Origin of the sequence: Catellatospora sp. NPDC049111 (genome assembly GCF_040648615.1) — a bacterium.
Classification (GTDB): domain Bacteria; phylum Actinomycetota; class Actinomycetes; order Mycobacteriales; family Micromonosporaceae; genus Catellatospora; species Catellatospora aurea.
The window spans coordinates 83,403-100,695 of record NZ_JBEZEB010000030.1; the positions used below are offsets into that span (position 1 = coordinate 83,403).

The 17,293-nt window shown below is 71.8% G+C and carries 13 protein-coding genes; 11 read left to right on the forward strand and 2 right to left on the reverse strand.

Going from position 1 to position 17,293, the window contains the following annotated elements:
• The first annotated feature begins 9 nt into the window (after positions 1–9).
• From AB0B66_RS30685 to AB0B66_RS30720, 8 genes are all read left to right on the forward strand, one after another.
• Entirely contained in the window at positions 10–1,923 is a 1,914-nt protein-coding gene (locus tag AB0B66_RS30685; protein WP_360536493.1) for a translation factor GTPase family protein, read from the forward strand.
• 147 nt (positions 1,924–2,070) lie between these two features.
• The gene (locus tag AB0B66_RS30690; protein ID WP_360536495.1) at positions 2,071–3,024 is read left to right on the forward strand and encodes a thioredoxin; all 954 of its coding nucleotides are present in this window, start codon (positions 2,071–2,073) and stop codon (positions 3,022–3,024) included.
• A gap of 15 nt (positions 3,025–3,039) precedes the next feature.
• A complete protein-coding gene (locus AB0B66_RS30695; RefSeq protein ID WP_360536497.1) occupies positions 3,040–3,522 on the forward strand; it encodes a VOC family protein in 483 nt (160 codons plus the stop codon).
• Positions 3,519–4,841: a diguanylate cyclase gene (locus tag AB0B66_RS30700; protein WP_360536499.1), complete on the forward strand. Its 1,323-nt coding sequence runs from the start codon at positions 3,519–3,521 to the stop codon at positions 4,839–4,841. Before AB0B66_RS30695 ends, AB0B66_RS30700 begins: the two co-directional genes overlap by 4 nt.
• A 177-nt stretch (positions 4,842–5,018) precedes the next feature.
• Positions 5,019–7,808, forward strand: a complete 2,790-nt coding sequence (locus tag AB0B66_RS30705) for an AAA family ATPase (protein WP_360536501.1) — start codon at positions 5,019–5,021, stop codon at positions 7,806–7,808.
• A gap of 145 nt (positions 7,809–7,953) precedes the next feature.
• Positions 7,954–8,865: an ion transporter gene (locus tag AB0B66_RS30710; RefSeq protein WP_360536503.1), complete on the forward strand. Its 912-nt coding sequence runs from the start codon at positions 7,954–7,956 to the stop codon at positions 8,863–8,865.
• Positions 8,866–9,214: 349 nt separating this feature from the next.
• A complete protein-coding gene (locus AB0B66_RS30715) occupies positions 9,215–10,663 on the forward strand; it encodes a glycoside hydrolase family 43 protein (RefSeq protein ID WP_360536505.1) in 1,449 nt (482 codons plus the stop codon).
• 90 nt (positions 10,664–10,753) lie between these two features.
• Positions 10,754–12,124: a family 43 glycosylhydrolase gene (locus AB0B66_RS30720; RefSeq protein ID WP_360536507.1), complete on the forward strand. Its 1,371-nt coding sequence runs from the start codon at positions 10,754–10,756 to the stop codon at positions 12,122–12,124.
• A gap of 31 nt (positions 12,125–12,155) precedes the next feature.
• Here AB0B66_RS30720 and AB0B66_RS30725 read toward each other — a convergent pair whose 3' ends face one another.
• A complete protein-coding gene (locus AB0B66_RS30725; RefSeq protein ID WP_360536509.1) occupies positions 12,156–13,286 on the reverse strand; it encodes a substrate-binding domain-containing protein in 1,131 nt (376 codons plus the stop codon).
• A 277-nt stretch (positions 13,287–13,563) separates the two neighbouring features.
• On the opposite strand from AB0B66_RS30725, the gene AB0B66_RS30730 reads away from it, so the two are divergent.
• The 3 genes from AB0B66_RS30730 (at position 13,564) to AB0B66_RS30740 (ending at position 16,937) form a co-directional block, all read left to right on the forward strand.
• Positions 13,564–14,991: an RICIN domain-containing protein gene (locus tag AB0B66_RS30730; RefSeq protein WP_360536511.1), complete on the forward strand. Its 1,428-nt coding sequence runs from the start codon at positions 13,564–13,566 to the stop codon at positions 14,989–14,991.
• A gap of 149 nt (positions 14,992–15,140) precedes the next feature.
• The gene (locus tag AB0B66_RS30735; protein ID WP_360536513.1) at positions 15,141–15,338 is read left to right on the forward strand and encodes a hypothetical protein; all 198 of its coding nucleotides are present in this window, start codon (positions 15,141–15,143) and stop codon (positions 15,336–15,338) included.
• A 57-nt stretch (positions 15,339–15,395) separates the two neighbouring features.
• The gene (locus tag AB0B66_RS30740; protein WP_360536515.1) at positions 15,396–16,937 is read left to right on the forward strand and encodes a protein kinase; all 1,542 of its coding nucleotides are present in this window, start codon (positions 15,396–15,398) and stop codon (positions 16,935–16,937) included.
• Here the strand turns inward: AB0B66_RS30740 and AB0B66_RS30745 are convergent.
• The coding region (locus tag AB0B66_RS30745; protein ID WP_360536517.1) for a transposase at positions 16,916–17,293 on the reverse strand (378 nt) is incomplete at its 5' end. The two genes, AB0B66_RS30740 and AB0B66_RS30745, sit on opposite strands and share 22 nt — an antisense overlap.

Here is a 17,293-nt window from a genome sequence, read left to right on the forward strand (position 1 = left end):
ACTTGACGTTTGTCGCTCCGCACGCTCAATCTCGGGATCTTGGCCCATGTCGACGCCGGTAAGACGTCACTGACCGAGCGGCTGCTCTACGCGGCCGGGGTCATCGACACGGTCGGCAGTGTCGACACCGGCACGACGCAGACCGATTCGCTGGCGTTGGAACGCCAGCGCGGCATCACCATCCGCTCGGCCGTGGCGTCGCTGCGTATCGCGGACACGGTGGTCAACATCATTGACACGCCGGGTCACCCGGACTTCATCGCCGAGGTGGACCGTGTCCTGGGCGTGCTCGACGGCGCGGTGCTCGTCGTGTCCGCCGTGGAGGGAGTGCAGCCGCAGACCCGGCTGCTCATGCGCGCGCTGCGGCGGCTCGCCGTACCCACGCTGATCTTCATTAACAAGATCGACCGGGGTGGCGCCGACGCCGGCCGCACGCTCGCGGACCTGGTGCGCCGCCTCGAGGTGAAGGCCGCGCCGATGACCCGCGTCCGGTGGCCCGGCGAACGGCGCGCACAGGCCGAACCGGACAGCCGGGCCCTGGCCGACGTGCTCACCGGCGAGAGCGAGGCGCTGCTCGCCGCGTACGTCGCCGACGAGTCCTGCCTGACGCCGCGGCGGCTGCGCGCCGAACTGGCCGCGCAGACGGCCCGGTGCGCGGTGCACCCGGTCTTCGCCGGCTCGGCGATGACGGGCGCGGGCGTGGACGCCCTGATGGCGGGCCTGACGGAGCTGCTGCCCGCGTCGGCCGGCGACCCCGCCGCGCCCCCGAGCGGGCGGATCTTCAAGATTGAACGCGGCCCGGCGGGGGAGAAGGTCGCCTACGTGCGCCTGTTCGACGGGACCTTGCACCTGCGGGACCATCCGACCGGCGGCCGGGACCGGATCACCGGGCTGCACATGCTGGCGCAGGGCGACTGGACCCCGCACGACAGCGTCACCGCGGGCGGGATCGCGGCGCTGCGCGGCCTGGCCACCGTGCGGGTCGGCGACGCCGTCGGCGCGGCGCACGGCCTGGCCGCACACCACTTCGCCCCGCCCATGCTGGAGGCGCTGGTGGTGCCCGCCGACCCCGCCGACGGCGCTCGCCTGCGCTCGGCGCTGGCACAGCTCGCCGAGCAGGACCCGCTGATCGACGTACGGGCCGACGAGCACCTCGGCACCGCCGTGTCGCTCTACGGCGAGGTGCAGAAGGAGGTCATCCAGGCCACCCTGGCCGCCGAGTTCGGCATCGACGCGCACTTTCGGGAGACGACGACGCTGTGCGTCGAGCGGCCCGCCGGGATCGGGGAGGCGGTGGAGCGGCTCAACACACCGTCCAATCCGTACCAGGCCACCATCGGGCTGAGGGTCGAACCCGCGACGCCGGGTTCGGGGGTCCAGGTGCTGGTGCCGGTGGACTACCGGTACGCGCCGCTGTACGTGTACCGCACCCTCGACCTGTTCAAGCAGGCCATGGACGAGTACGTGCGCGACGCGCTGCGCGCGGGCCCGCGCGGCTGGCCGGTGACCGACTGCGTGGTGACCATGACCGAGTCGCGGTACAGCGTCGCGGACGGGCCGCCGTCGCTGCGCGGGCCGGACAGCACGTCCGCGGACTTCCGCAAGCTGACCCCGCTGGTGCTGGCGCAGGCGCTGGCCGCGTCCGGCACCATCGTGTGCGAGCCGCTGGCCCGGGTGACCCTCGACCTCCCGGCCTGGGCGCTCGGGCCGGTCCTGAGCCTGCTCAGCAGGTTGCGGGCGGCTGTGGGCGACCAGGTCGCGCGCGGCGACGAGATGACGCTCGTCGCGACGCTGACCGCCGCCGACGCGCAGGAGCTGCACCGGGTGCTGCCGGAGGCGACCGGCGGCGAAGGCGTGCTGGAGTCGGCGTTCGCGGGTTACCGGCCGGTCCGCGCGGCGACGTCCGGCAGGCGACGGCGATGACCGGATGGGCGGCCTCGGCCGCACCGCGCGGTATGTCGCATTCCGGGCCGGGGCCGCGTCGGATAGCCATTCCCGCAGCCGATCCGCCACTTAACATCAGCGGAGAGGTGAAAGACATGACGACCACGCCATCGCGATAGGGCGACCATGACCGAGCCGGTGCACCTGCAGGCGTTCGACGGGGCGAGCGAGTGGCTGAACATCGCGCCGCTCGACCGCCCGGAGCTGCGCGGCCGGGCCGTGCTGGTCGACTTCTGGACGCTGACGTGCATCAACTGGCTGCGCGCCCAGCCGTACGTGCGTGCCTGGTCGCAGGCCTACCGCGACGACGGCCTGCTCGTCGTCGGCGTGCACACGCCGGAGTTCACGTTCGAGCGCGACAGCGGCCGGGTCCGGCAGGCCGTGGCGGCGCGGGAGATCGACTATCCGGTCGCGGTCGACAACGACTACGCCGTCTGGCGGGCGTTCGACAACCACTACTGGCCCGCGCTCTACTTCCTCGACGCCGCCGGCGTGGTCCGCGACCAGCACTTCGGCGAGGGCCGCTACGAGCGCTCCGAGCAGGTCCTCCAGCGGCTGCTCGGGGTGGAGCGGGCGCTGGTCTCCACCCACGTCGAAGGCGACGGCGTGGAGGCCGAGGCGGACTGGACGCACCTGCGCTCGCCCGAGACGTATCTGGGCTACGCGCGCGGCGAGAACTTCGCCTCGCGGGGCGGGATCGCGTTCGACGAGCCGCGATCCTATGAACTGCCCGCAGAGCTGCGCCTCAACCACTGGGCGCTCGCCGGCGAGTGGACGGCCGAACGCGAGAGCGTCGTGCACGCCCGCGCCGGGGGCACCCTGGCCTGCCGGTTCCATGCGCGCGACGCGCACCTGGTCCTGTCCCCGGGCGAGCGCGGCCCGATGGCGTTCCGGGTACTCGTGGACGGCCGCCCGCCGGGGCGTTCGCACGGCGTGGACGTCGACGAGAACGGCGCGGGCGTGCTCGATGAAGGACGGCTCTACCAGCTCGTACGCGAACGCGGCGACGTCCGCGAGCGCACCGTGGAGATCACGTTCGCCGAGCCCGGCGCCGAGGCGTACGCGTTCACGTTCGGGTGATCACAGGAGGTCAGCATGAACAGCGCGCAGCCAGACCGGCCGACCGACGCCGTCGTCCCGCCGGCCGTGGACATGAAGGTCGAGGTCGTCGTCCTCCCGGTGGCCGACGTCGACCGCGCCCTGAACTTCTACCGCGGCCTGGGCTGGCGTCTCGACGCGGATTACGAGGCCGGGCCGAGGTTCCGGATCGTGCAGCTGACGCCGCCCGGGTCGGCGTGTTCGGTCCATCTGGGCCGGGGGCTCACCCCGGCAGCGCCGGGCACGGTCCAGGGCACCTACCTCGTCGTCGACGACCTCGACCGGGCCCGCGCGGATCTGCTCGGCAGGGGAGTCGAGGTGAGCCCGGTGTTCCACAACACCTATGACAACGGCTTCCCGGAGCGGGTGGACGGCCGGGCCCCCGATGGCCGCAGTTACGCCTCGTTCGCCACGTTCACCGACCCGGACGGCAACGGATGGCTGATGCAGGAGGTCAAGGAGCGGGCACCGGGGCGGTGACCGGGCGGCACACCTGGTGGGAACGACGCGGGTTTCCGCAACTCCGGCGGCGATGGCACGAGCTCGCCTGGCCGACCCGGGTCGGCCCGCGGCTGGCGGTGGCGTTCCTGCTGGTCGGCTCGCTGCTGCCGCTGATCGGACTGATCGCCGAACGCGAGCAGCGCATCGCTGCCGCGCGGGACGCCCAGGCCGAGGCCCAGCAGCTGGCCGGGGTGATCGCCGCGAACATAGGCGACGGTGCGCAGGGCCGTAGCCAGCTCGACCCCGCCGCCGTACAGCCCTACCTCGACAACCTCAAACGCCAGACCGGCGGCGAGGTGGAGATCGTCGACCTGCGGCGCGGCAGCCTCGCCGACACGATGCCCGCCGGGACGCCGGGGCTGCGCGCCGACCCCGACGGCCAGATCGCCGCCACGCTGCGCGACGGGCTGATCCGCAACGTCAGCCGCGGGGACGGGGGATCGGCGGTCAAGGTGATGGTCGTCCCGATCCGTGGTTCCGACGACGGCATCGTCGGGGCCCTGCTGCTCGACTACACCGATCTTCACGAGCAGGTGCTGTCCGCCGGTGCGCACAGCCGCCGGCTGACGATCGGGGCGGGTCTGACCGGCATGGTGGTGGCGCTCGGGCTGGGCTGGGTGTTCTCGCGCGGCCTGGTCCATGATGTCCGCCGCCTCACGCAGGCGGCTGCCAGGTACGCCGAGGGCGACTACGCCATCCGGGCGGAGGTGAACTCCCGCGGTGAGCTGCGGGAACTGGCCGAGGCGCTGAACACGATGGCCGGACGCATCGCGCAGCGCAGGGCGGAGCTGGTCGACTTGGCCACGACCGACCCGCTGACCGGGCTGCCCAACCGCCGCGCGCTGCGCGCCGGCATGGCTCGCGAGCTGGACCACGCCCGCCTTCGCGGGGCGCCGTTCTCGCTGATCCTGCTGGACCTCGACCATTTCAAGGCGGTCAACGACGAGTACGGGCACCTCGCCGGTGATCTGGTGCTGCGCGAAGTCGGCAAGATCCTCCAGGGGCAGGTGCGCTCCACCGATCTGGCCGGCCGGCACGGCGGGGAGGAGTTCGCGGTGCTGCTGCCCGACACCGGCCGCGACGCGGCCCTGCGCACCGCCGAGCGGGTGCGGGCGGCACTGTCGCACACCCCGATCGAGTTTCAGGGCCACACGGTCCGGGTCACGGCGAGCCTGGGCGTGGTCACGTATCCCGAGGACGGCCTGACCGGCGAGGAGCTGGTACGCCGCGCCGACGTCGCGCTCTACGCCGCCAAACGGGCCGGCCGCGACCGCGTGCACAGCCCGCCCACCGCTTGACCCGGCACACCGGCGCAGCCCGGCCGATCGCCGTACGCTGGTTACCGGCGGGTCACCTGCGTCGCCCGCAGCCTGCCCGGGCCTGGACGCCGGTTTCCGCGCCGTTCGTGTGCTGTCGTCACGAAACGCGGATCCGTGATGGTCAACGGGGCCGCACGGTGAATCGGGGGTGTGCCGATGACGTTGTTCGGCCGTGAGCCGCAGGTGCTGTCGCTGCAGGCAGCGGCCGAGGAGGCCGTCGCCGGCCGGGGCTCAGCGACCTTGGTCGAGGGCGAGGCGGGCATCGGCAAGTCGGCGCTGCTGGACGTGGTCGCGGCATACTGCGACCGGTTGGGGATGCGGGTGCTGCGCGCGACGGGCGAGCAGCTGGAACAGGACCTGCCGTTCGCGGTCGCCGGGGCGTGCCTGGACGTGCTGACGACCGGGGGCCAGGCGAACCAGGCCCGGGTCGCGGCGCTGCTGCGGGGCGAGGGCGCGGACCGGCAGCCCGGCGCGGCCGGTCACGACTTCGTCGTCACCGAGGCGATGCTCGACCTGGTCGACGACTGGTGTGCCGCCGGTCCGGTGGCCGTGCTCGTCGACGACGTCCAGTGGGCCGACGCGCAGAGCATCGTGGTCCTGCACCGGCTGTGCCGCGGCATAGCGCAGTACCCGCTGCTGTTGGTGCTGGCCGCGGCCCCGGAGCCGCGCGGCGAGGCGATGCGCTTGCTGGTGCGCAGCATGGCCGCCAAGGGCGCGCACCGCATGACCCTGCCGCCGCTGGACCCGCAGGCGGTCGCCGAGCTGGTCGAGGCGACCGTCGGCGCGCCGACCGGGCCGCAGCTGGCGAACCTGGTCGCTGCCGCGCAAGGCCATCCCCTCTACCTGTCCGAGCTGGTGGCGGGCCTGTCCCGGGACGGCGCGCTGCGGATCAGCCAGGGGCGGGCGGAGACCGACCACGAGACGCCCCCCGCGGAATCGCTACAAGCGATGATCATGTCGCGGCTGGGCCCGCTGCCACCGCAGACCCAGGCCGTGCTGCAGCGCGCCGCCGTGCTCGGCGGGAACGTGGACCTGCCGCTGCTGGCCGCGGTGTTGGAGACCCCGGTGCTGGAGCTGGCCGAGGCGTTCACCGCGGCGGCCGGCGCGGGACTGCTCGTCGAAACCGACACCGGGCTGCAGTTCCGCCACGATCTGATCCGGCAGGGGCTCGCCCGGCAGGCCCCGTCCTCGGTGCATGGCGTGCTGCACCAGCGAGCCGCCCAGGCGCTGATGGACCGGGGCGCCGACGTCGAGCGGATCGCCGAGCACCTCGCCCAGCTCGACCATGCCGAACACGGGCAGTGGCTGATGACGGCGGCGCCACAGCTGACCGTACGCGCCCCGGACCTGGCGGTGACCCTGCTGCGTGCCGCCGCGGCCGCGGCCCCCGACGACAGGGCCGCGACCAGCCTGAACCTCGCGCTGATCCGGGCGCTGCTGTGGGCCGGCCAGACCGACGACGCCGAGCAGGTCCTGCACGACCAGCTCGCCGCCTTCCAGTCGCCGGCCACCCGGACGCAGCTGCTCGAACTGCGCATGGACGGCTACTTCCGCCAGGGGCGGCTGCAGCAGGCCGCGGCCGCGGGTGAGGACGCGGCCCGGCTGGCGCCGGCGCACCCCGGCCGCCTGTACGGCTTCGCCGCCGTGTGCCGGCTGCTGATCGGCGAGTTCGACACCGCCGACCGGCTGGCGGGCGATGCGCTGCGCACCGGCCTGGCGACCGGCGACGCCGTCGCGCAGGCGTACGGCCACAACACCCTCGCGGTGCTCCGGTTCTCGCAGAGCCGGGTGCTGGAGGCGCTCGACCTCAACACCGACGCGATGACCGCGCTCGACCACGGCGACGCCACGATGATCGTGGACCCGCTCGTGGTCCGGGCGATGTGCCTGTTCGCGCTGGACCGCCCGGCCGAACTGGACCTGGTTCTCGACGCCGCCATGCGGCGCAACCGCGACACGGGTGGGGTCTATCTGACCAGCGCGCAACTGCTGCGCGCCAACGTGCTGTTCCTGCGCGGACGCTGGGACGACGCGCTGGCCGAGATCCGCGCCGCCCTGGACTGCCCCGACCCGATGCATCAGGCCCCGGCGCTGCGGGGCCTTGCCGCACTGGTCGCCATGCACCGCGGCCAGGCGCGCACCCTCGATCCGGAACTGGACGAACTGGCGACCGCCAGGGTGCTGGAGGCACCGTTCACGGCCCCGCTGCGCTGGGCCCAGGCCCTGGCGGAGGAGAACGAGGCGGGTCCTGGCGCGGCCCTCGACATCCTGTTTCCGATCTGGGAGCAGCCGCCGACCTTCAGCCCTCGCTGCATCGGCTACCGCCTGTGCGCGGACCTGGCCCGGCTGGCGTACGCAGCGGGTGACACCGGCCGCCTGCGGGTGCTCGCCGACACCACGGCCGATCTGCTGAGCCGGCAGGCCATCGACAGCGTCGAGGGCACCGCCGCGTTCTGCGCCGGGCTGCTGCACGAAGACCCTGCGCAGCTGCTGGCCGCGGCGGCGTGGTTCGCGCAGACCGGCTGGCCGATGCACGAGGGCTACGCCCGCGAACACGCGGCCGTGCTGCTCGCCGCGGCCGGCCGCCTCCAGCCGGCCCGGGACGAGCTGGCGGCGGCGGTGGCGCTCTACACCGACCTGGAAGCCCAGCGCGACATCGACCGGGCCCGCGCCCGCGCGCGGCAGGCAGGGCTCAGGCAGGGTGTACGCGGTACGCGCGGCCGCCCGAAGCACGGCTGGGCCGCCCTGAGCGACACCGAGCACAAGGTCGCGCTCGCCGTCGCGGAGGGCCGGTCCAATCCCGACATCGCGGCGCAGATGTTCCTGTCGCCCCGCACCGTACAGTCGCACGTGTCCAGCATCCTGGCCAAACTCGGGCTGCGCTCCCGGGTCGAGATCGCGGTCAGCGCGTCCACGGTGGAGGATCGCGCGGCGGCGGCCGGCTAGCACACCGGCCGAGCCGGTCGCCGGTGTGGGCCCCGGCGGCCGTCGCGGTGGCTGCCCGTAAGGTGGCGCCCATGTCATTTCCGCTCACCGGTGCGGTCCGTCCGATCCGGACGTGCACCCGCCGGTCGACGACCCGGATCGGGGCATGAGCCAGCTTCTCGTACGCACCGCGTCGGCTGACGCCGACGTCGCGCCCGCACCCGCACCGCCCTCCGGGATCACGGCCTGGTGCGCCAGGGTCGCCGCCTCCCGCGGCTTCGAGATCACGATCGTGTCGGCGATCGCGGCCAACGCCGTCATCCTCGGCCTGGAGACCTATCCCGAGCTGCGGTCGGCCGGCTGGCTGACCGTGCTGGAGTGGCTGTTCCGGGCGGTGTTCGTCGTCGAGATCGCGATCCGAATGCTCAGCTACGGCAGGCGTCCGCTGGACTTCTTCCGGCACGGCTGGAACGTCTTCGACCTCGCGGTGGTCGCCGCGGCGTTCGTCCCGGGCCTGCACGGCGACTCGGCGATCCTGCGGGTCATCCGGATCGCGCGGGTGGTGCGGCTGATGCGCTTCATGCCGGGCCTGCGCACCATCGTCACCGCGCTGCTGCGCAGCCTGCCGGGTGTGGGCGGCTTCCTGGCGCTGGCGGTGGTCGTGCTCTACGTCTACGGCATGGCCGGCTGGCTGGTCTTCGCCGAGCACCAGCCCGAGCAGTACGGCACCATCGGCAGCGCCGTGCTCACCCTGTTCGTGCTGCTGTCGCTGGAGAACCTGCCCGACCTCATCGAGCAGGGCATGGCGCTGTCGCCGTGGACGCTCGTCTTCTACATCAGCTACGTGCTCATCACCGCGAACCTGCTGGTCAACATCCTGGTCGGCGTGATCATCAACTCGATGGAGGAGGCCCGCCGCCTGGAGCAGGCCGAGCCGCTCACGCCACCCGCGGGCGGCGGCGCGGAACTGGGCGAGGTCGACCGGCTCGCGGTCGGCAGGCGTCTCGACGATCTGCGCACCCTGCTCGACGAGCTGGAGCGCGACCTGCGGGTGGACCGGGACCAGACCCGGCGCTGACGGCGGCCGCGGCACCGAAATTCTTTCGCGGGTATCGATCGACCGTCTTGACACCATGAATGTTATCGCTAACATTCTCCTAACACGGGCTTAACCTTCCCGTGTGGTACGGGAAACACCGCGCCCGCACCTGCAGTTGACCAGGCTCGACTCTGGATCCCCGGCGGACACCAGGGTTTCCCGAGGCGCGGGTGTGACCGTTCACAGCCGCCTGCCGCGCGGCGCCCTGCCGTGCCCGGCGCGGATCCGCCCGACTGCAGCGATGCCGGTGGCGCGTGCCGCCATGCCGTCGTGCGCTGAAGTCCGGACCCGTTCAGCAGGCCCGCACTGACGTTCCGAGGAGGAACGAATGACACAACGGTTGCGGCGGCTCGGGCTCGGCGGACTCACCGCCACCCTGCTGCTTTCCCTCGGTCTCACCACGCTGCCGTCGCCCGCGGCGGCCGCCGAGACCTACGCGGCGTACCTCATGGCCCACTTCACCGGCGAGAGCGCCAGCGGTGAGCAGATCTACTTCTCCACCAGCACCGACGGTCTGCGCTGGACCGACCTCAACTACTCCCAACCGGTGCTGCGCTCCAACGTCGGCGAACTCGGCGTACGCGACCCCAGCATCGTGCGCTCCCCGGCCGGTGACAGGTTCTTCCTGCTCGCCACCGACCTGCGCATCGCCAGCGGCAAGGGCTGGGACGCCGCCCAGCACGCCGGCAGCACGTCGCTGGTCGTGTGGGAGTCCACCGACCTGGTGACCTGGTCCGCGCCGCGGCTGGTCGACGTGGCCGGGGGCATCAGCGGTGCGGGCTGCGCATGGGCGCCGGAGGCGATCTGGGACCCGGCCGCCGGGAACTACCTCGTCTACTGGGCGACCATCTCGCCGCGCAACGGCGTGGACAAGGCCCGCATCTGGTACTCCCGGACCACCGACTTCCGCACCTTCACCGCCGCGCAGCCGTACATCGACCGGCCCGGCAGCCAGGGCATCATCGACACCCAGATCCTGGAGATCCCCGGCAGCGTCGGCGGGTACCGCTACATCCGCGCGTCCGGCGACGGGCAGATCTCGATCGAGGGCAGCAACCAGCTGCTCAGCGGCTGGACCAGGCTCGGCGACATCTCCCACCTCGGTATGACCGGCGCGCAGGTCGAGGGACCGATCCTGCACCAGTACAACGGCCGCAACGAGTGGGGCCTGTGGGTCGACCAGTACGCCAGCGGTCGCGGCTACCTTCCGCTGACCTCGACCAACCTTGCCGCCACCAGCACCTACCGGGTCCGCGCGGCCTCCGAGTACTCGCTCGGCGCGAGCCACAAGCGGCACGGCTCCATCGTCGGCATCACCCAGGCGCAGTACGACCGCCTGCGCGCCAGGTGGGGCAGCGGCACCGCGCGGCGGGTGCAGTCGTTCAACTTCACCGACCGGTACGTGCGCCACGCCAACTTCGACGCGCGCATCGACCCGAACGTCAGCCCGCTCGCCGACTCGCAGTGGCGGCTCGTGCCGGGGCTGGCGAACTCGGCCTCCGGCTACGTGTCGTTCGAGTCGGTGAACTTCCCGGGCTACTACCTGCGGCACAGCAACTACGACTTCGCCCTGGTCCGCGGCGACGGCTCGGCCCAGTTCGCCGCGGACGCCACGTTCCGGCAGGTCGCCGGGCTGGCGGACTCGTCGGCGGTGTCGTACCAGTCCTACAACAACACCAGCCGCTATATCCGCCACTACAACTACCTGCTCCGCCTCGACCCGATCAGCACCGCCACCGAACGCTCCGACGCGACCTTCCGCCTCATCACCAGCTGATCCGTGATGTGCCCCGGGCAGCCGTGTCCGGGGCACACCCGTTCCCGAGAGCGAGGCCCCGTGACAACCTCCCCCCATGGCAGGCGCAGGGTGATCTCCCGAGCGCTGACCGTCTGCCTGACCGCGTCTCTGCTGACCGTGGCGGGCGGCGAACCGGCGACGGCCGCCGAGATCCCGACCGGCGCGCGGTCGCTGCAGTCGGTCAACCTCCCCGGTTCCTACGTCCGGCACAGCGACTACCTCGGCAGCGTCGCCGCGGTCACTTCGGGCAGTTCGGCGTTGGCCAAGAGCGATGCGACCTTCACCGTGACGCCCGCGCTGGCCGGCGGCGCGGGCTGCGTGTCGTTCCAGGCGGCCAACGGCATGTGGCTGCGGCACCGGGACTACCGCATCCGGCTGGAGGCCAACAGCGGCAGCACCACGTTCCTGGCGGACGCGAGCTTCTGCGTGCGGGACGGCTCGGCCACCGGTTCGGTGCGCCTGGAGTCGGCCAACTTCCCGGGCCGCTACCTGCGCCACCGCAACAACGAGCTCTGGATCGACCCGTCGACGACCAACCCCGGCACCTTCGCGGCGGACAGCTCGTTCCAGGTCACCGCGCCGTGGGTGGCCGGGCGGCGCAGCCCCGTCATCAAGGGCCTGTACGGCGACCCGAACATCGCCTACCTCAACGGCCGCTACTACGTCTATCCGACCACCGACGGCTACAGCGGCTGGAGTTCGACCAGGTTCAAGGCGTTCTCCTCCACCGACCTGCTCACCTGGACCGACCACGGCACGATCCTGGACCTCGGACCCCAGATCAGCTGGTCGGACAGCCGGGCCTGGGCGCCGACGATCGCCTACCGCAACGGCCGGTACTACTTCTACTTCTGCGCCGACACCAACATCGGCGTGGCGACCTCGACCAGCCCCACCGGCCCGTTCACCGACCCGCTCGGGCGGCCGCTGGTGGCCGCCGGGTTCCGCAGCGGCCAGATGATCGACCCGCACGTCTTCACCGACGACGACGGCCAGTCGTACCTGTACTGGGGCAACGGCTACGCGTACGGGGTGCGCCTCAACGCGGACATGATCTCCTTCGACGCGGCGCAGGTGCGGACGTTCAGCCTGCCGAACTTCCGGGAGGCCCCGTTCGCGTTCAAACGCAACGGCGTCTACTACCTGTCGTACTCGGTCGACGACACCCGCTCGGAGAACTACCACGTCGAGTACGCCACCGCGACGTCCCCCTTCGGCCCGTGGACCCACCGCGGCACCATCCTGTCCAAGAACCTCAGCCTCGGCGTCAAGGGCCCCGGCCACCACTCCGTCGTCAAGGCCCCGACCACCGACACCTGGTACATCGCCTACCACCGCTTCGCCATCCCCGCCGGCGACGGCATGAACCGCGAGGTGACTGTCGACCCGATGCGCTTCAACACCGACGGCACCATCGCCCCCGTCGTCCCCACCCTCTGACCGAAAGCGAAGGAAGGGCACCTTCTTATCGCTATGCGTTGTAGAAGGTGCCCTTCCTTCGCTTTTCAGCGGGGCGGCTGCGGGTGAGGGAGGAGCGGCGCACGAACAGCTCCGGGGCGATGAGGACGCGCTGGGAGGGGCGGCGTTCGCCGTCGAGCAGGCGGGACACCATCAGCTCGACCGCGACGCGGCCGACGTGCGTCTTCGCGGGGCGCACCGCCGACAGCGAGGGCTCGGCGAGGTGGGCCACCTCGTCGTCGTAGGAGACCATGGCGAGGTCGTCGGGGATGCTGACGCCCTTCTCCGCGCAGTACTGGGCGACCGAGATCGCGTCGGGGTCGCTGTGCACGATCAGCGCGGTGACCTGGGCGCGCCGGCACTCGCCGAGCACGTTGTGGATGATCTGCCGGTGGCCGGGGGTGGTCAGCGCGACCGACTCGCGCACCACGATGGCATCCGAGATGCCCAGGTCGGCGCAGGCGACCCGCCAGCCCTGCAGCAGGTACGCCGAGGTGGGGCTGCCCTTGGACAGCAGCAGCGCGATCCGCCGGTGCCCGTGCTGGTGCAGGTGGTGCACGGCCATCTCCATGCCCAGCGAGTGATCGCTGCGTACGCACTCGATCTGCCGCGGCGTCGAGGTCCACCGGTCGGGCTGGCGCTCCACCAGGATCGTCGGCACCGGCAGGCGGCCGATCCAGTCGACCATCTCGTGCGCCCGCTCGCCGTCCAGGCTCGGCGCGAGCAGCAGGCCCTGCACCTGGCCGGCCTCGACGAGCCGGCTGATCTGGCGGCGGTCCTCGTCCGGCTCGTAACTCGAACCGCGCAGCTGCAGGTTCACCCCGAGGGCGGCCGCCGCCGCACGTGCCCCGCTGACGATGAGCGGCCAGTAGAAGTCGAGCGACGGCACGACCATGCCGATGGTGAACCGGTCGCGCGCCTGCCGGGGCCGGTTCGCGCGGCTGATGGGGGTGGGCAGGGTCGCGCCACCGTGCACCTTCGTCACCAGGTTGCGCCTGGCCAGGGAGTCGATGTCACGGCGGATGGTGAGCTCGCTGACGGCCAGCTCGCGGGCGAGGTCGCGCACCCGCACGGCACCGTGCCTGCGCAACTCGTCGAGGAGCAGTTCCTGCCGCTGGACGCCGAAGAGTCGCTGCGTCGTCATGGGCGCCTCCTGCGCCGGATGGGTCGGCCCGGGTCGCCCCGGCGGAGCGCGCGACAAGGCGGCGCTGACCGGTGCCTTTCGTCGGCATCGTCAGCTTGTCGAGCGGTCCTGACCGTAACAGATCTTTCCCCGAAAAAATCGACGAAGTTCGCACCGCGGCCGACGTTCGTTTGTGTACGACCGTGAACGACTGCCACCGAACTGTGGGGAAACCGGACCCGTCCGATTACGAAGATGTCACCGACGTGTCACCGCTATCCGAGGGAAAGGACGCGAGATGAGAAGGAGTGGACGGCTCACGGCCCTGACGGTGGCCGCGATCGTGGCGTCGCTGGGCGTGGCGGTCCCGCCGGCGCAGGCGGCACCCGTCACCGTCACCAACGGCACCCAGTTCACCGACACCGGCGGCAACGTCGTGCACGCGCACGGCGGCGGGGTCCTCAAGGTCGGCGCTTACTATTACTGGTTCGGGGAGAGCCGCAACGCCGACAACACGTTCAAGGCGGTGGCCGCCTACCGCTCCACCGACCTGCGCACCTGGGAGTTTCGCAACAACGTGCTGACCCAGTCGTCGGCGGCCGAACTCGGCGTCGCGAACATCGAGCGCCCGAAGGTGATCTACAACGCCGCCACCGGCAAGTACGTGATGTGGATGCACAAGGAGAACGGCTCGGACTACGGCGAGGCGAGGGCGGCGGTCGCCCTCGGGGACACCGTCGACGGCAGCTACACCTACCAGGGCAGCTTCCGGCCGCTCGGCCACATGTCCCGGGACATCACCATCTACAACGACAACGGCACGGCGTACATGCTCTCGGCCGCCGACGAGAATCGTGACCTGCACATCTACCGGCTGACCGCCGACTACCTCGGCATCGGGTCTCTGGTGGGCAACTTCTGGAACGACGCGGCCCGGGAGGCGCCCGCGCTGTTCAAGCGGGGGAGCACCTACTTCCTGATCACCTCGGGGCTGACCGGCTGGTCGCCGAACCAGGCCAAGTACGCCACCGCGTCGAGCATCACCGGCCCGTGGAGCGGCTGGACCAACGTCGGCGATTCGACGACGTTCCGGTCCCAGTCGACGTTCGTGCTGACGATCCAGGGCACCGCCGCGACCAGTTACCTGTACATGGGGGACCGTTGGGCGGGCGCGTGGGGCGGGCCGGTCGGCGACTCCCAGTACGTCTGGCTGCCGATCGCCTTCCCGAGCGCCACGACGATGAGCCTGAGCTGGTATCCGCAGGTCACCATCGACGCGGCCGCGGGCACCGTCACCGGCGTCGCGCCGCCCTACTACCGGGTGAGCAACCGCAACAGCGGCAAGGTGATCGACGTGGTGAACCAGTCGACGGCCAACAACGCCGAGGTCAAGCAGTGGACCTGGAACGGCGGCGGCAACCAGAAGTGGGAGTTCGCCGACGCCGGCAGTGGGTACTTCCGCATCGTCAACCAGAACAGCGGCAAGTGCCTGGACGTGGCGAGCGCGTCGACGGCCGACGGGGCCAACGTCATCCAGTACGCCTGTGGCAGCGGCACGAACCAGCAGTGGCAGTGGCAGGCCGTCGGCAGCTATTTCCGGATCGTCGCCCGGCACAGCGGCAAGTGCCTCGACGTGGTGAGCTCCGGCACCGGCGACGGGGCCGACATCCAGCAGTACACCTGCGGCACCGGCAACAACCAGCAGTGGAGCCGGTCCACCGCCTGATCCACGCCGGGTCGAGTGCCCGCGCCCGGCGGGCGCTCGACCCGGCATCGGCCACACCACCTCCGACGTGGACATGTTTAACCGGCAGGATCGGCGGCTATCCCTCGGCAACAGTCGCCACGCGACAGGCTTGAGACCGAGGGGCCCCTGTGTATCTGTTCGACGCCGACAGTGTCGTGGTCAGCACGGCCGCTGAGCTCCTGCGCACCCATCACCCCGTCTCGGTGGAGGACCAGTCCTGCGCCAACTGCGGTGAGCCGGCACCGTGTGAGGCCTCGGTGAACGCCCGGCAGATCCAGGCGGCGGCCAGCCTCGGGGCCGAGTCGGCCGACGGCCGGTTCGCCTGACCGGCTCTGGCGGCCGGATCGACGTTAACGCCGCCAGAGGCCGGGTAGATCAGTGCGGTGACAGATCAACCCGTGGTGCTCGGCCGGCGCTACCGGCTCGTCGAGCCTGTCGGCGCCGGTGGCATGGCGGTCGTGTGGCGCGCCTACGACCAGGTCCTGCACCGTACCGTCGCGGTCAAGATGCTCTCCCCGCGGCTGGTCGCGCAGCCGGACAACCTGCGCCTGCTGCGGGCCGAGGCGCTCGCCGTCGCGGGCCTGAGCCATCCGCGCATCACCAGCGTCTACGACTACGGCCAGCAGCGGCTCGACGGCCACGAGCAGCCGTACCTGGTCATGGAGCTGGTGGACGGCGTCACCCTGCGGCAGACGCTGCGAGAGGCCGCCACCGGCCTCGGCTGGCAGGCCACCCTCTCGATCACCGCGCAGGTCGCCGCGGCCCTGGCCGCAGCCCACGCGCGCGGCATCGTCCACCGCGACGTCACCCCCGCCAACATCATGCTGACCGCGGCCGGGGTCAAGGTGCTCGACTTCGGTATCTGCGTCCTGGCCGGCTTCGACGACGGCCAGGAGGACGAACTGGTCGGGACCGTCGACTACATCGCACCGGAACGGGTAACCGGGCGCAGCGCGGTGACCCCGGCCAGCGACGTCTACTCGCTCGGCATGGTCATGTACCGGTGCCTGTCGGGGCACCTGCCATGGGAGCCGACCACCCCGACGCGGCGGCTGCGCCAGCACGTGTTCAGCCCACCGGACGTTCTGCCACCCGTGCCAGGCATGCCGCCGGCGATCAGAGAACTGTGCCTGAGCTGCCTCGCCAAGAACCCCGACGATCGGCCCACCGCCGCCGAGCTGGTCGCCGGCCTGGAACAGTGGAGCGTTCCCGAGCCTCGCCTCGCGCAGGCGGCTGACGAGCGGACGCACACCCGCCTGCTGGCGTTGCCCGCCGAACTGACCCGGCGCGACCCGAACCCGGTCACCGACGTGGCCGGCCGGGTGGCCGCAGCCGTGCGGACCATGCCGCGCCGCCGCCGAGCGGGACTGTCGGCCGGGGCACTCGCCGTCACCGGCCTGGTAGGCGTGCTGGTGCTGAACGCGGGCCCGGACGTGGCCGACGCCACCCAGACAACCCCGCCGGCGCAGTCATGCCACGTCAGCCTGCAGATACACACGGCCGGAACCGAGTACACCGCATCGCTCGCCGTCGGCGCGTCAGGCCGCCGCCCGCAGCGGTGGCAGCTCACCTTCACGGTCCCCGACGGCTGGCGGGTCGGCGGTGTCCGTGCGGGGGAGGTCCGCCAGGACGGCCCGCGCGTGGTCGTCACCGGCCGCACCGCGCTCGTCGCGGGCAGCCCGTCCGCCGTCGCGCTCGCGGGCACGGCAAGAGCGTCGGCCGGCCTGCCCGCCCGGTTCGAGCTGGACGGCACGGCCTGCCAGAGCAATGTGGACGTGATCAGTGGTGCATCGGCTCCGGCCGCGGTCCAGGCGACCCCGGAAGCGCACCGCCCCGCCGCCGAACCCGAGCCGCACGGCGGCAAACCGAAGCCGCCGAAGAAGCCGAAGCCCTACGGCCTGTTTCATAACTCGGTGGAGTTGTGAGACAGCGCCCTTCTCGGGCGTCCGCTCCTCGCCCCGCGTGGGGTGGGTGCGGTTCCCGCGTCGTCGGGGCTGGTTTCGCCTGCGCGTGTGCGCGGGCCAGGGCCTTCCCCTCGGCGGGCGTTGGTGACCGGGCCCCCTGCGTGGAGGTCCCGGATCTGGGCGTGGTGCTGCTCGGCCCAGATGGCGAGGTTGACCGCGGCGTTGAGGTCCCGGTCGGCCTGATACCCGCACGAGCCGCAGATGAACGTGCGCTGATGCAGAGGCATCGCGGGGGCGACGGTCCGGCATGGGGCGCAGGTCTTGGTCGACGGGTACCAGCGGTCGACCGGGGTCAGCTGGCCGCCGCGCCACTGCTG

Excerpts from the sequence above, each read along its gene's own strand:
- AB0B66_RS30695 (WP_360536497.1), top strand. The coding sequence starts at position 3,040 with ATGAACAGCGCGCAGCCAGACCGGCCGACCGACGCCGTCGTCCCGCCG.
- AB0B66_RS30705 (WP_360536501.1), top strand. The coding sequence starts at position 5,019 with ATGACGTTGTTCGGCCGTGAGCCGCAGGTGCTGTCGCTGCAGGCAGCG.
- AB0B66_RS30715 (WP_360536505.1), top strand. The coding sequence starts at position 9,215 with ATGACACAACGGTTGCGGCGGCTCGGGCTCGGCGGACTCACCGCCACC.
- AB0B66_RS30730 (WP_360536511.1), top strand. The coding sequence starts at position 13,564 with ATGAGAAGGAGTGGACGGCTCACGGCCCTGACGGTGGCCGCGATCGTG.
- AB0B66_RS30690 (WP_360536495.1), top strand. The coding sequence starts at position 2,071 with ATGACCGAGCCGGTGCACCTGCAGGCGTTCGACGGGGCGAGCGAGTGG.
- AB0B66_RS30710 (WP_360536503.1), top strand. The coding sequence starts at position 7,954 with ATGAGCCAGCTTCTCGTACGCACCGCGTCGGCTGACGCCGACGTCGCG.
- AB0B66_RS30725 (WP_360536509.1), bottom strand. The coding sequence starts at position 13,286 with ATGACGACGCAGCGACTCTTCGGCGTCCAGCGGCAGGAACTGCTCCTC.